This is a genomic window from Yersinia enterocolitica, from assembly GCA_002082245.2.
Classification (GTDB): Bacteria; Pseudomonadota; Gammaproteobacteria; order Enterobacterales; family Enterobacteriaceae; genus Yersinia; species Yersinia enterocolitica_E.
In genome coordinates this window covers 521,341-536,032 of sequence record NBTC02000002.1, presented here as the reverse complement: position 1 = coordinate 536,032, position 14,692 = coordinate 521,341, and the positions used below count along the sequence as shown (strand labels likewise).

The following is a 14,692-nucleotide window of genomic DNA, read 5'->3' as shown; positions in this document are numbered from 1 at the left end:
ACTCACTTCGAATTGATAATCAGTTGAGGCTATCAGATACCTTTTCGCAAAGGATAGCAGCCCCAATTTACGCCATAACCAACCATCAGATAACCACTAGCTATGGCAATATTTTGTGGCGAGTGCCGTTATGCTGCCAGTGATCTAAACAAGTAACGGAACCACCATAATGGTCGCCACCAAAGCTTGCGTTCAGGCACCGTCGGCACACGTGAATGCACTTTTTTAATTTCCCAGTTAAAGTTAAGAAATATCCGGCTATGGCCATATTCTGCACCAAACCGTGCAATTTCACTCTTCTTCCGGTCATCAATCGGGGCGTTGTGAGTCAAATCACGATCCAGAGAATGGTAGCTTTTCTTCCTATCTACATTACGCTCAATGCATCGGTACTGCTTAGGCAGATAACGTGGTGTGCTACCATGATCTTTATGGAACTTCACAAACCGATAATCCTCCGAGCCATAATGGCCAGCGAACTCTTCATCATACCCATACAACCTAAAGAACCGTGCTCTGGACATGAAGAACAGGTTAGGATGGCCACGATAGGCTTTACCTGTTTTTTCATCTGTGCGGTAGATACGATATAGGGAACGGCCAGGGTTACGGGCATTCACCAAATAACGCAGGGTGTCTGCCGGTAGCAAGCAATCTAAATCAGTAATGATAATCTTATCTGACTTCGCGTATGTCACCCCCAGATTCCGAGAGCCGGCCTGATTCCACTGAATATCAGTGGTTATTCTTAACCACGTGAAATTCAAATCATAATCCTTTACGTCATACTCTAATGGCGAGCAATCATCGACGATGACAAACTCCACTGCATCTTTAATATCATCAGGGTAAGTTTCATATTCCTTCAACAAAGATTCAACAGAATCCATATTTCCCTGATTACAGTAAAAATGAGTTACATAAGTCAGTTTGATATGCTGCTTATCTAACGGATGCCGTGCTTTAACAATTTCCACATCCTTTGTCACAATGTAAACCTCTGTTTTAAGAGAGAAAATAAAGAATAAGATTTTTATAATATCTTGAAAACTGCGAGCTAAATAAGCTCAGTACAATTCGCCAGCAGCTATATGCCAAATAACTTGCGGTAAAGGATAAAGAGTTACCATAATCAGTCAAATATTTTCTTCATATATTCCTACCGCAAGAACAGTTTGAGAGGTGAATAACAATTTAATAACAAATAAGAGATAAATCTGTACTAGTAGATATTTAAGCAATCAACTTCGTCCCTTCTTGGGATAAAAAAAGCCTCACGGTAGCTTAAACTCCCGCGAGGCTTTGTTCTGCTCAACAATTTACATGTTGTCGATGATATCTTGACCAAACTCGCTACATTTGCGCAGTTTAGCGCCATCCATCAGGCGTTCGAAATCATAAGTCACGGTCTTGGCCTGAATTGCGCCTTCGGTGCCTTTGATAATCAAGTCAGCCGCTTCGAACCAACCCATATGACGTAGCATCATTTCTGCGGACAGAATGATTGAGCCTGGGTTCACTTTATCCTGACCAGCATATTTTGGTGCAGTGCCGTGAGTGGCCTCAAACAAAGCACAATCATCACCAATGTTGGCACCCGGAGCAATACCGATACCGCCAACCTGAGCAGCCAAGGCGTCAGAGATGTAATCACCATTCAGGTTCATACAGGCGATAACATCATATTCAGCAGGACGCAGCAGAATTTGTTGCAGGAAGGCATCAGCAATCACATCTTTGATAATGATCTCTTTGCCATTATTGGGGTTCTTGATTTTAACCCAAGGACCGCCATCGATCAGCTCACCACCAAATTCCTCACGTGCTAACTGGTAACCCCAGTCTTTAAAGGCACCTTCGGTGAATTTCATAATGTTGCCTTTATGAACCAGAGTTACTGATTCACGATCGTTGGTAATTGCATACTCAATTGCCGCACGAACCAAGCGCTTAGTCCCTTCTTCTGAGCAAGGTTTGATACCAATACCGCATTGTTCAGGGAAACGGATTTTCTTCACACCCATCTCTTCACGCAGGAACTTAATCACTTTTTCAGCTTCTGGTGAACCGGCTTTCCATTCGATTCCAGCATAGATATCTTCCGCGTTTTCGCGGAAAATCACCATGTTGGTCAATTCAGGGTGTTTTACCGGGCTTGGGGTCCCTTCGTAATAACGCACCGGACGCAGGCACACATACAGATCAAGTTGTTGGCGCAAAGCAACGTTCAACGAACGAATACCGCCACCGACCGGGGTAGTCAATGGGCCTTTAATCGCCACGCGGTACTCACGAATCAGATCCAATGTTTCTTCTGGCAGCCAAACATCTTTGCCATAAACATGCGTTGACTTCTCACCGGTGTAGATTTCCATCCAGGAGATTTTACGCTCACCTTTATAGGCTTTCTTAACCGCGGCATCTACCACGTGGATCATGGCAGGGGTCACATCAACGCCGATACCATCACCTTCAATAAATGGAATGATCGGATTATGCGGAACAACCAGTTTACCCTGAGCATCGACAGTAATTTTCTTACCTTCTGCCGGAACAACTACTTTGCTTTCCATCAACCTTCTCCTTCAGCGCAATTTTGTTAATGCCTTGTAAGATTCGTGTCAATACTACTTGAATATTCGTTCCACGCCAATCCGAAACGGATTGAGGTATAATGCGCTAATCATTCGGAATCGCAATAAACATGAATAAATTCTCTGTTAAAAATCACAAAGTTAACCGATTCAGCACCAAGACGCCGGCCAAACGGGTAAAGCCTGTCGGCCCAAGGAGAGTGTTGTTATTCAACAAACCTTTCGATGTCTTGCCACAATTTACCGATGAGTCTGGCCGTAGCACATTGAAGGAATTTATCCCCTTTAACGACGTTTATGCCGCAGGCAGACTCGATCGCGACAGTGAAGGTTTACTGGTATTAACCAATGATGGCAAGTTGCAAGCCAAACTCACCCAACCGGGCGAGAAAACAGGTAAAATCTATTTTGTACAAGTAGAAGGAATACCTGGCGATGATGCTCTCGGCCAATTACGCCGTGGTGTCACCTTAAAAGATGGCCCTACCTTACCCGCAGGGGCTGAGTTGGTTAATGAACCTGAGTGGCTATGGCCGCGGGTGCCCCCGATCAGAGAGCGCAAAAATAGTCCTACCTGCTGGCTACAGATCACACTTTACGAAGGTCGTAATCGGCAAGTGCGCAGAATGACGGCCCATATTGGCTTCCCTACCCTGCGTCTGATACGGTTTAGTGTAGGAAATTTAAGCCTTGCCGACCTACAGCCCGGCGAATGGAAGGAGATTAACTATGTTTAAGCCCCATGTAACTGTCGCTTGTGTTGTGCACGCACAAGGGAAATTCTTAGTTGTCGAAGAGACGATTAATGGCAAAAAACTATGGAATCAACCGGCTGGACATTTGGAAGCCAATGAAACTCTGTTGCAAGCCGCAGAGAGAGAGTTGTGGGAAGAGACCGGAATTCGCGCCACACCGCAATCTTTTCTGCGAATGCATCAATGGATAGCCCCGGACAAGACCCCATTTTTGCGCTTCGCTTTCGTTATTGAACTGCTGGCCCCCTTACCCACCCATCCTCATGATAGTGATATTGATTGCTGTCGGTGGCTCTTGGCTGATGAAATACTGCAATCAGCCAATTTACGTTCACCATTAGTGGCCGAGAGTATCCGCTGTTACCAACAACCCGAACGTTATTCCCTTGATCTGGTTGGTTCTTTTAACTGGCCTTTATAAAAAGTAGCGTTGATTTACTCAGGTAATTTCGTCGAGAGCGCGAATCTAGAATGCAGCCGAGCGGTCAACGTGATAAAATCCGGCGCTTGTTTTTATAATGCCTTGCCCGTGGCGATAAAGTGTTCGGATAGTGCTATCCGCCTTGGTCTCTATCAGAAGCTTAGGTATTTACGTTAGTGAGACTCCCATGTCAGATAATAGCCAGAAAAAAGTAATCGTCGGTATGTCCGGCGGTGTCGACTCTTCCGTTTCCGCCTACCTGCTTCAGCAACAGGGTTACCAAGTTGCCGGTTTGTTCATGAAGAATTGGGAAGAGGATGATGGCGAAGAGTATTGCTCAGCAGCGACCGATTTGGCCGATGCGCAAGCAGTATGCGACAAACTGGGCATGGAGTTGCACACCGTCAATTTTGCCGCAGAATATTGGGATAACGTGTTCGAATTGTTCCTGGAAGAATATAAAGCCGGGCGCACACCTAACCCTGATATTCTGTGTAATAAAGAGATCAAGTTTAAAGCTTTCCTTGAGTTTGCCGCCGAAGACTTAGGGGCTGACTATATTGCCACTGGCCACTATGTCCGCCGCCAGGATGTCAATGGCAAAAGCCGTTTACTACGTGGTCTGGATGGCAATAAAGATCAAAGTTACTTCCTCTATACATTAAGCCACGAACAACTGGCCCAAAGCCTATTCCCGGTCGGCGAACTGGAAAAACCTGAAGTGCGCCGTATCGCCGAGCAACTTGATCTGGTCACCGCCAAGAAAAAAGACTCCACCGGCATCTGCTTTATCGGTGAGCGCAAATTCCGTGATTTCCTGGGGCGTTATCTGCCCGCACAACCCGGCCCTATCATGACTGTTGACGGTCAGCATATGGGCGAGCATCAGGGGTTGATGTATCACACCTTGGGGCAACGTAAAGGGCTGGGTATCGGTGGCACCAAAGATGGCGGTGATGACCCATGGTATGTGGTAGATAAAGATGTCGCCAATAATATCTTGCTTGTGGCGCAAGGACATGAACATCCACGGTTAATGTCAGTCGGTCTGATAGCCCAACAGTTGCATTGGGTTGACCGTCAACCGATAACCGCCGCTTTTCAGTGTGTGGTGAAAACACGCTACCGTCAGCAGGATATTCCCTGCACCGTCACCCCGCAGGATGATGAGCGTATCGAGGTCAGATTCGATAGCCCGGTTGCCGCAGTAACCCCGGGGCAGTCCGCTGTATTTTATCAAGGTGAAGTCTGCCTTGGCGGCGGTATCATTGAAGAGCGTTATCCACTGACTGACGTAGTAACAAACTAAATCAGCCCAGCAATGAACCAGAACGTTTACAGGAGTGACCGTGGCGAAGAATTATTATGACATTACGCTGGCACTGGCAGGGATCTGCCAGTCCGCTCGCTTGGTTCAGCAACTGGCTCATGAAGGCCAGTGCGATAATGAGGCATTGAACACCATCTTGGGCGGGCTACTACAGACCGACCCACCGTCAACACTTGCGGTGTACGGCGGTAATGAGCAATCGCTGAAAATGGGATTGGAGACGCTACAAACGGTCTTAAATGCCAATCGTCAGGGGCCAGCAGCAGAATTAACTCGCTATACCCTCAGCTTAATGGTGTTAGAACGCAAGCTCAATGGCAATAAGCCTGCCATGAATACATTGGGTGACCGAATCAATCAGCTTGATCGCCAACTGGCACATTTCGATCTTGAATCAGAAACAATGATGAGTTCACTGGCATCCATTTATACTGATGTCATCAGCCCTCTCGGCCCACGCATTCAGGTTACCGGTTCACCCGCTATTTTACAAAGCACGTTGGTGCAGGCAAAAGTTCGTGCCGCCCTGCTGGCGGGTATTCGCTCAGCCGTGCTTTGGCAACAAGTCGGTGGAAGCCGCTTGCAGTTAATGTTTTCGCGAAATCGTCTTTTTAAACAGGCACAGAGTATTCTTGCTCATAATTGAACCATACCAAAGTAATTGGAGTTGCCACCGATGGAATTATCCTCACTGACCGCCGTTTCACCTATTGATGGTCGCTACGGCGACAAAGTCAGCGCACTGCGCCCAATCTTTAGCGAATTCGGTTTGCTGAAATTCCGCGTGCAGGTCGAAGTACGTTGGCTGCAAAAACTGGCCGCCTGCGCAGAGATCAAAGAAGTTCCGGCTTTTGATGCCGACGCAAACGCTTACCTTGACAAGATCGTGCAACAGTTCAACGAACAAGATGCACAGCGCATCAAAACCATTGAGCGCACGACTAATCATGATGTGAAAGCTGTTGAGTATTTCCTGAAAGAAAAAGTAGCGAGTGTTCCGGCGTTGCACGCAGTCTCAGAATTTATTCACTTTGCTTGTACTTCAGAAGATATCAATAACTTATCCCACGCCTTAATGTTGCAAACCGCCCGTCAGGATGTGGTATTGCCAATGTGGCGGCAGATTATTGATTCAATTAAAGCGCTGGCCCACCAGTACCGTGATTTGCCACTGCTGTCCCGTACCCATGGTCAGCCAGCCACACCTTCAACCATCGGTAAAGAACTGGCTAACGTTGCTTACCGTATGGAGCGCCAGTTCCGTCAACTGTCACAAGTGGAAATTCTGGGTAAAATCAACGGTGCAGTAGGTAACTATAATGCTCACATCGTTGCTTATCCTGAAGTGGACTGGCATCAGTTCAGCGAAAGTTTTGTCACGTCGCTGGGGATCAACTGGAACCCATACACTACGCAAATTGAACCTCATGATTACATTGCCGAACTGTTTGATTGTGTTGCCCGTTTCAATACTATCCTGATCGATTTTGACCGTGATATTTGGGGTTACGTTGCCCTAAATCATTTCAAACAAAAAACTATCGCCGGTGAAATCGGTTCAAGCACCATGCCCCATAAAGTGAACCCCATTGATTTCGAAAACTCCGAAGGCAATTTGGGCATGTCCAATGCGGTGCTCGGACATCTGGCCAGTAAATTACCGGTTTCCCGCTGGCAGCGCGACCTGACTGACTCCACAGTGCTCCGTAATTTAGGTGTTGGTTTGGGCTATGCGTTAATAGCCTATCAGGCGACAATGAAAGGCATTAGCAAGTTGGAAGTCAACGAAACGCACCTACTGGATGAGCTTGATCACAACTGGGAAGTTCTGGCTGAGCCGATCCAAACCGTAATGCGCCGTTATGGCATTGAAAAACCGTATGAAAAACTCAAAGAACTCACCCGTGGCAAGCGGGTAGATGCCGCAGGCATGCAGGCATTTATCGATGGCCTTGCCTTACCGGAAGAAGAAAAAACCCGGTTGAAAGCAATGACGCCCGCTAATTATATTGGCCGGGCAGCCACTATGGTCGATGAATTAAAGTAATTTTTTAATCCCTAATACAGGTGGTAGCCCTATGCCACCTGTATTATCCTCCTGATTTCTCTTATTTTCCTGCGTACTCTCCCCTCCTGTTTAGCAACGGTTTAGCCGTTATCATCGATAATATCCGCGATGCCAAAAGGACGTTACAATTGCAGGAGCTATTATTATATGTTGAAGCAAACCTTATTATCTCTCGCCCTGATGGGTACCTGTACAGCCGCAATAGCAGGTGATTACACTTATGTAGCGGGTGGCTTGCAATACGGTGCCATCAGCAATAAGGCCCGTTTTGATAAACAGTTTGACCAAAAAAAGTACAGCCAGACTGGTAATCGCGAGATGGGCGGCATTTATCTGAATGGTGGCTATGGATTTGATAATGATCTCTTTATTGATGCCCGCCTGAACAGTATTGCCAATAACGATCGCGGCCTTGCACAAGCAGTGCTCGGCTTGGGGTACCACTTTGCTTTTTCACCTAATATCGATTTTTATAGCTTAGTGGGTGGCAGCCGCCATGCGATGGTATTTGATGCCAGCAAAGACGGTAAAAAAACCAATACCTACAATAGCGCTACCGGTGAAATCGGTATTAAGAGCAAACTCACGCAAAGTATCGGTATGGATGTTGCCTATCGCCTGGCAAATTATGACCACCGGGCATTCCATGAAGCGCGAATTACGACGAGCTACGCCTTAACACAGAGCCTTGCAGCGGAAGTAGGTTACACCTACCATAACTGGAAAGTGAGTGATCAAGCAATGCAAGCAGGTTTACGTTACAACTTCTAAGTCATTGATTTTAATTATTTACTTGCCGGGTAATATTGAGTTGCCCGGTTAAGTCTTATCGAGGAATGTGGTATGCGGGTTCTGGTTGTGGAAGATAATGCTTTATTGCGTCACCATCTTACCGTGCAAATGCGTGAAATGGGCCATCAGGTTGATGCAGCGGAAGATGCTAAAGAAGCAGACTATTTCTTGCAAGAGCATGCCCCGGATATCGCGATTATTGATCTCGGCCTTCCCGGGGAAGATGGCTTAAGTCTTATTCGTCGCTGGCGCAGTCATCAAACAAACTTACCTATTCTGGTGCTCACAGCACGGGAAAGCTGGCAAGATAAAGTCGCCGTGCTGGAAGCGGGTGCCGATGATTACGTGACTAAGCCCTTTCATCTTGAAGAAGTCCTCGCACGGATGCAGGCGTTGATGCGCCGCAATATTGGTTTAGCATCTCAGGTAATTGAATTCCCTCCGTTTCAGATTGACCTCTCGCGCCGAGAGTTGTGTGTCAATCAGCAACAGATTAAACTGACGGCCTTTGAATACACTATCATCGAAACCCTTATTCGTAATGCCGGTAAAGTGGTCAGCAAAGATACGCTCATGCTGCAACTCTATCCTGATGCAGAACTACGTGAGAGCCACACCATCGATGTATTAATGGGCCGTTTGCGTAAAAAGCTACTGGCAGAACATGAAGGCGAAGTGATTACGACCATCCGAGGTCAGGGATACCGTTTTGACGCCAGCTAGACACTATGTTCAGGAAAAATAGCAAACCGTTCTCTCTTCGTGCGCGTTTTCTTATGGCGACAGCAGGTGTCATTTTAGCGCTGTCGTTATCTTATGGCATGGTTGCCGTGGTTGGGTACATTGTCAGCTTTGATAAAAATACCTTCAGTGCCCATCGCGGTGAAAGTAACTTATTTTTCAGTTTGGCTCAGTGGCATGATAATAAACTGAGTATTTCGGTTCCCCCTGAACTTGAACTGAACATCCCAACGTTGGTGCTGATTTATGACAAAGACGGCAATATTTTGTGGCGTCAGCGCCATGTGCCCGAGCTTGAATCGCATATCGAAAAAAGTTGGTTACAAAAACCCGGCTTCTACGAACTGGATACCGGGACACACATCAGTAGCATGATGTTGGGTGATAACCCCAAAGCCCAAGACCAGCTAAAAAAATATGACGATACTGATAACAGCGCCCTAACGCACTCAATCTCCGTCAATACTTATCCTGCGACCTCACGCTTACCACAGCTCACCATTGTGGTCGTAGATACCATCCCGCAGGAGTTACAACGTTCTGACTTGGTGTGGAACTGGTTTAGCTATGTGTTACTGGCTAATTTGCTGTTGGTGGTTCCCTTACTGTGGCTGGCGGCCTACTGGAGCCTGCGGCCAATTAAAGCACTGGTCAGTCAAATCAGTCAGTTGGAAAAAGGTGAACGCGAACAACTGGATGAAAATCCACCGCGTGAATTACAGAGTTTGGTTCGAAACCTCAATATTTTGCTCACCAATGAGCGTCAACGTTACACCAAGTATCGCACAACCTTGTCGGATCTCACCCACAGCCTTAAGACCCCACTGGCGGTATTACAGACCACCCTGCGTTCTTTACGTACCGGCAAGCAGACGACCATCGAAGAGGTCGAACCTATCATGCTAGAGCAGATAAGCCGTATCTCTCAGCAAATTGGCTATTACCTGCACCGCGCCAGTATGCGTTCCGAACAGAATGTACTGGTCCGGGAAATCCACTCGGTACCGGCGCTGTTAGACAGCTTGTGCAGCGCACTGAATAAAGTCTATCAGCGTAAAGGGGTAGTACTCACGCTGGATATCTCACCTGAAGTCACCTTCCTTGGTGATAAAAATGACTTTATGGAAGTGATGGGCAACGTACTGGATAACGCTTGCAAGTATTGTCTTGAATTCGTTGAAATTACCGCCCTACACTCTGAAAAACAGCTAACTATTGTGGTGGATGATGATGGACCGGGTATTCCTGAAAATAAGCGGTTGCTGATTTTCCAGCGCGGCCAGCGAGTTGACACTTTGCGCCCTGGACAAGGGCTGGGGCTATCAGTGGCCGCCGAAATTATTGAACAGTATCAAGGTGAGATTTCCATCACTGAAAGCCCGTTAGGTGGAGCCAAAATGATGGTAACTTTTGGCCAGCAACATGATTATCACGATGATTAACAAAATTTGCCTGCCAACCCCTGATACTAAAGGCCGGCTTCCGTTATAATCACAAGCAAATTCCCTCCTATTCTGGAATAAACATGGATTACCAACTCTGCCTCGATTGGCCTGATTTTCTGCAACGTTACTGGCAGAAACGCCCCGTTATCCTTAAACGCGGTTTTAAAAACTTTATAGACCCGCTTTCGCCGGATGAACTCGCCGGGCTAGCCATGGAAAATGAAGTCGACAGCCGCTTGGTAAGCCATGAAGAGGGGCGTTGGCAAGTAAGTCACGGCCCGTTTGAGAGTTTTGATCACCTGGGTGAAAATAACTGGTCGCTGCTGGTGCAAGCTGTTGACCATTGGCATGAACCTGCTGCTGCATTAATGCGCCCTTTCCGTCAGTTATCTGATTGGCGTATGGATGATTTGATGGTCTCTTTCTCAGTTCCGGGTGGCGGTGTAGGTCCGCACTTTGATCAATATGATGTCTTTATCATTCAGGGTACTGGCCGCCGCCGCTGGCGAGTGGGTGAAAAAACTGAAATGAAGCAGCATTGCCCACACCCTGACTTGCTACAAGTCGATCCCTTTGATGCCATCATTGATGAGGAAATGGAGCCGGGCGATATTCTCTACATTCCACCGGGTTTCCCCCATGAAGGCTATGCACTTGAAAATGCATTGAATTATTCAGTCGGTTTCCGCGCGCCAAATGGCCGTGAATTAGTTAGTGGTTTTGCCGACTATATCCTTTCACGTGAATTGGGGAGTTACCGATACAGTGATCCTGATTTGCAACTGCGTGACCAGCCGGCAGATATTTTGCCACACGAGGTGGATAAACTGCAGGCAATGATGTTGGATTTACTCCAACAACCTGAGCATTTCCAAAACTGGTTTGGTGAGTTTACCTCTCAGTCACGACATGAACTGGATGTTGCACCGCCTGAACCACCTTATCAGGCCAGTGAGATCTATGATTTGCTACAGCAAGGTGAGCCATTACGGCGCCTTAGTGGCCTGCGCGCCCTGCGTATTGGTGATAGCTGCTTTGTTAACGGTGAACTGATTGATACGCCACATTTGAGTGCTGCCAATGCTTTGTGTCAACATTTCAGTGTGGATGCTCAACAACTTGGTGATGCACTGGAAGACCCGGTCTTCCTGGCACTGCTAGCAGAGCTGGTTAACAGCGGTTATTGGTATTTCAACGACTAATATCCGTGAATAGAGATACAAAAACGCCCCATTTACGGGGCGTTTGGTATAGGCGGTTAAGCAGGTAGCAGGCAATTTATGACGCTTTAGCTCGTGCTGCTGTCAGTTCAGAAATCCGCATGATTACTGCAACCGCCTTCTCCATCCCTTCCAGCGTAATAAATTCATGTTTACCATGATAATTATAACCACCAGTAAAGATATTGGGACAAGGTAATCCGAGGAAAGATAACTGCGCGCCATCAGTGCCTCCCCGTATCGGCTTCATGACGGGCGTGATATCGCAATCACGCATCGCCTGTTGTGCTAACTCGATGATATGCGGGTGCTTGATTATATGTTCACGCATATTGTAATAACTGTCATCCATAACGATTTCGATGTAGCAGTCACGATGCAAACCTTTACCAACCCGCTTAGCAATATCCACCATATTCTTCTTACGGGCTTCAAAACCATCACGGTTGAAATCACGTACTATATAGTGCATTTCTGCCCGCTCAACAGTGCCTTTAATACTTTGCAGATGATAGAAACCCTCGTAACCATCTGTACATTCAGGAGTTTCACTTGCAGGAAGTTCCTGATGGAAACGGGTCGCCAGTGATAATGCATTTACCATTACCCCTTTGGCACTGCCGGGATGGACATTATTACCAACAACCTTGATCGTTACTGACGCCGCATTAAAGTTTTCAAACTCTAACTCGCCAACACCACCACCATCAACGGTATAAGCCCACTGGGCATCAAACTCGTCCACATTAAAGAAGCGTGCACCTTTGCCAACCTCTTCATCGGGAGTGAATGCAATGCGGATATCGCCGTGAGGCACATTACTGTGCTTTAACCGCACCATTGCAGTAATAATTTCGGCAATACCGGCTTTATCATCGGCCCCCAGCAAGGTTTTCCCATCAGTGGTAATTAATGTGTGGCCGAGTAGCTGGTGTAATACCGGGAACATGACCGGTGACAACACCTCGTCGCCTATCCCCAAGGCAATATCCCCACCACGGTAACTTTCTACAATCTGTGGATTAACATTTTTGCCCGAAAAATCAGGTGACGTATCGAGATGTGCAATAAAACCAATAGTGGGGACCGGCCAAGAGACATTTGCAGGTAATGTTGCCATTACACAACTGTGATCACTCAAGGTAACCTGAGAAAAACCCAGCGCCTGCAACTCATGCTGTAATGCCAGCGCAAGCTTGTGCTGCCCCTCAGTGCTCGGCACGGATTTTACATTGGCTTTTGCTTGTGTATCAAAAGAGACATAGTTGAAAAAGCGGTCGAGTAATTTGTCCATGGTTCCCACCCTCATAATAGTGAATATCATTATGGGGAAGTGATCGTGATCAAATATTGCGTCAAGTCAGCTTTAGGCAAACTTAAGCCAGAATAATAAGGTGGGATGCTAAAACCCTGCTGGGTGATTTATTCATCAACCCGCAGGGACTATCGTTTATTTATACGCCATTTTGGCTAATTGCCGCTGCTACCCTGGCGATTCTCACCCCGGGTAGTCAAAAACTCGCGCACATATTCCGGTACCACTTTACTGGCAAGCCCATAGTGTTTTTCATCGAACTGACTTTCTACCTGACTGGGTTCCAGATTCAACTCAACGGTATGAGCACCGTGCAAACGTGACTCATGGACAAACCCAGCCGCTGGATAGACGTGGCCTGAAGTTCCTATCGAGATAAAGAAATCAGCCTCAGCCAGCGCCTGATAGATATCATCCATCCCCATCGGCATTTCACCAAACCACACAATATGAGGTCGCAAAGGGGATGGGAACTGGCAGCAATGACAACGCTCGTCAGCCGAGAGATCCCCCGGCCAATCTAATACCTGGCCAGACTGCGTGCAACGCACCTTCAGTAATTCACCGTGCATATGGATAACACGCTTACTGCCTGCCCTTTCATGCAAATTATCAATATTCTGGGTAATCAGAACAAAGTTATCACCCAGCACCGCTTCCAAATCTGCCAGCGCCTGATGCGCCGCATTGGGTGCAATTTCTGGCTGCTGCAATTGACGGCGACGAGCATTATAAAAAGCTTGAACTAACTCAGGGTCGCGACGATACCCTTCCGGCGTTGCAACATCTTCCACCTGATGCTCTTCCCATAGGCCATCTGCGGCACGGAAAGTACGGATGCCTGACTCAGCAGAAATCCCCGCACCAGTAAGCACCACCACAAACGGTTTCTTCATTTCTGCTGTAGCAGCACTGTCCCGATGAAAGATACGGGAGCGAAAACGTTGATGCCGCAAATGCTTATTCTTGCGAAACCGACATAGCCGATGGCGAATACGCATAACTTTTGCCTCTATATTGGATATCGTTATTGTTTGTGACGACTCTATAGCTTGTGACGACTATTATTCACTCAAATGCAGAAACGCAGCGCCACGAACGCCGCCCGCATCACCATAACGCGCTTTTTCAATGCGTGGCAATCGGGCCACTCGCAATAAATGCTGGGGTAAGCGTTTTGGTAGTTCCTGATAAATCTTGTCAAAATTAGATAGCCCGCCACCAATGACAACCAGATGTGGATCAAGCATCGTCAATAGATTACCCAAACATACCGCCAGCACATCCATAAAGCGCTCAATATGGGCTACTGCTTTGGGCTCGCCAGTATTATAGTTGGCGATAATCTCAGTGGCGGGCAGCGATTGTTGGTTAAAGTGCTTATACATCCATTCAAAACCACGCCCTGAGATATAATTCTCTATGCAACCGTTATGGCCGCAACCACAGGGTACGCGCGGAATATCTGCGCCTAAAATATCCAACGCATCTACCGGTAACCGAAAGTGGCCGAATTCGCCGGTAATATGATTCCGCCCGCTAACAATACTGCCATTAACAATCAGGCCACCGCCAACACCGGTGCCAAGAATTAGCCCCAGAACTGTTGGATAAGTGCGAAATTCAGGATCCCACGCTTCGGACAGCGCAAAACAGTTAGCATCGTTATCGATTCGAACTTCACGCTCAATCAGGCGGGAAAGATCACCCTGCAATAATTGCCCCATGGCCGATGGCACATTGGCCGTAAATACTGTGCCATCATCGGCATTGGGTAAACCAGGAATACCAATACCCACACTGCCTTTAACACCACAATATGCATCAGCTTCCAGCGTTAAATCACGCAAAGTTTGCAGTAACTGTTGATAATCTTCACGGGGCGTTGGGACTCGTTTATGCCAGATTCGTTGCAGATTGGCATCAAAAACGCCTAACTCAATCTTGGTGCCGCCCATATCAAAACCGTAATACATAGAATTGTCCTTATATACCCTAAATAATTCGAGCG

Annotated in this window: 14 protein-coding genes; 9 read left to right on the top strand and 5 right to left on the bottom strand. The window is 47.1% G+C overall.

Annotated features, from left to right (window positions below; genetic code table 11):
* Positions 1-128 precede the first annotated feature (128 nt).
* Both A6J66_003725 and A6J66_003720 read right to left on the bottom strand, forming a co-directional pair.
* Entirely contained in the window at positions 129-989 is an 861-nt protein-coding gene (locus A6J66_003725; protein PNM23383.1) for a glycosyltransferase family 2 protein, read from the bottom strand.
* 330 nt (positions 990-1,319) lie between these two features.
* Complete coding sequence (locus A6J66_003720) at positions 1,320-2,573, bottom strand: NADP-dependent isocitrate dehydrogenase (protein PNM23382.1); 1,254 nt, start codon at positions 2,571-2,573, stop codon at positions 1,320-1,322.
* 131 nt (positions 2,574-2,704) lie between these two features.
* Here A6J66_003720 and A6J66_003715 point away from each other — a divergent pair, with 131 nt between their 5' ends.
* From A6J66_003715 to A6J66_003675, 9 genes are all read left to right on the top strand, one after another.
* The gene (locus tag A6J66_003715) at positions 2,705-3,331 is read left to right on the top strand and encodes a 23S rRNA pseudouridine(2457) synthase RluE (GenBank protein PNM23381.1); all 627 of its coding nucleotides are present in this window, start codon (positions 2,705-2,707) and stop codon (positions 3,329-3,331) included.
* A complete protein-coding gene (locus A6J66_003710; protein PNM23380.1) occupies positions 3,324-3,770 on the top strand; it encodes an NUDIX hydrolase in 447 nt (148 codons plus the stop codon). The genes A6J66_003715 and A6J66_003710 overlap by 8 nt, the downstream gene beginning before the upstream one ends.
* A 187-nt stretch (positions 3,771-3,957) precedes the next feature.
* The gene (gene mnmA / locus A6J66_003705) at positions 3,958-5,079 is read left to right on the top strand and encodes a tRNA 2-thiouridine(34) synthase MnmA (GenBank protein ID PNM23379.1); all 1,122 of its coding nucleotides are present in this window, start codon (positions 3,958-3,960) and stop codon (positions 5,077-5,079) included.
* Between the two features lie 40 nt (positions 5,080-5,119).
* The gene (locus A6J66_003700; GenBank protein PNM23378.1) at positions 5,120-5,746 is read left to right on the top strand and encodes a lysogenization regulator HflD; all 627 of its coding nucleotides are present in this window, start codon (positions 5,120-5,122) and stop codon (positions 5,744-5,746) included.
* Positions 5,747-5,776: 30 nt separating this feature from the next.
* Entirely contained in the window at positions 5,777-7,147 is a 1,371-nt protein-coding gene (locus A6J66_003695; GenBank protein PNM23377.1) for an adenylosuccinate lyase, read from the top strand.
* Positions 7,148-7,315: 168 nt separating this feature from the next.
* A complete protein-coding gene (locus tag A6J66_003690; protein PNM23376.1) occupies positions 7,316-7,939 on the top strand; it encodes a hypothetical protein in 624 nt (207 codons plus the stop codon).
* Between the two features lie 72 nt (positions 7,940-8,011).
* Positions 8,012-8,683 carry a two-component system response regulator PhoP gene (locus A6J66_003685; protein ID PNM23375.1) on the top strand — a complete coding sequence of 224 codons (672 nt, stop codon included), beginning with the start codon at positions 8,012-8,014 and terminating at the stop codon, positions 8,681-8,683.
* A 5-nt stretch (positions 8,684-8,688) separates the two neighbouring features.
* Positions 8,689-10,143, top strand: a complete 1,455-nt coding sequence (locus tag A6J66_003680) for a two-component system sensor histidine kinase PhoQ (protein ID PNM23374.1) — start codon at positions 8,689-8,691, stop codon at positions 10,141-10,143.
* A gap of 83 nt (positions 10,144-10,226) precedes the next feature.
* Entirely contained in the window at positions 10,227-11,348 is a 1,122-nt protein-coding gene (locus tag A6J66_003675; protein PNM23373.1) for a cupin domain-containing protein, read from the top strand.
* Positions 11,349-11,424: 76 nt separating this feature from the next.
* Here A6J66_003675 and pepT read toward each other — a convergent pair whose 3' ends face one another.
* From pepT to A6J66_003660, 3 genes are all read right to left on the bottom strand, one after another.
* Positions 11,425-12,660, bottom strand: a complete 1,236-nt coding sequence (pepT, locus tag A6J66_003670; protein ID PNM23372.1) for a peptidase T — start codon at positions 12,658-12,660, stop codon at positions 11,425-11,427.
* Between the two features lie 176 nt (positions 12,661-12,836).
* Positions 12,837-13,682, bottom strand: a complete 846-nt coding sequence (locus A6J66_003665) for an NAD-dependent protein deacylase (GenBank protein ID PNM23371.1) — start codon at positions 13,680-13,682, stop codon at positions 12,837-12,839.
* A 63-nt stretch (positions 13,683-13,745) separates the two neighbouring features.
* Positions 13,746-14,657, bottom strand: coding sequence for an N-acetylglucosamine kinase (locus A6J66_003660; protein ID PNM23370.1), 912 nt, complete (start codon positions 14,655-14,657; stop codon positions 13,746-13,748).
* Positions 14,658-14,692: the final 35 nt, after the last annotated feature.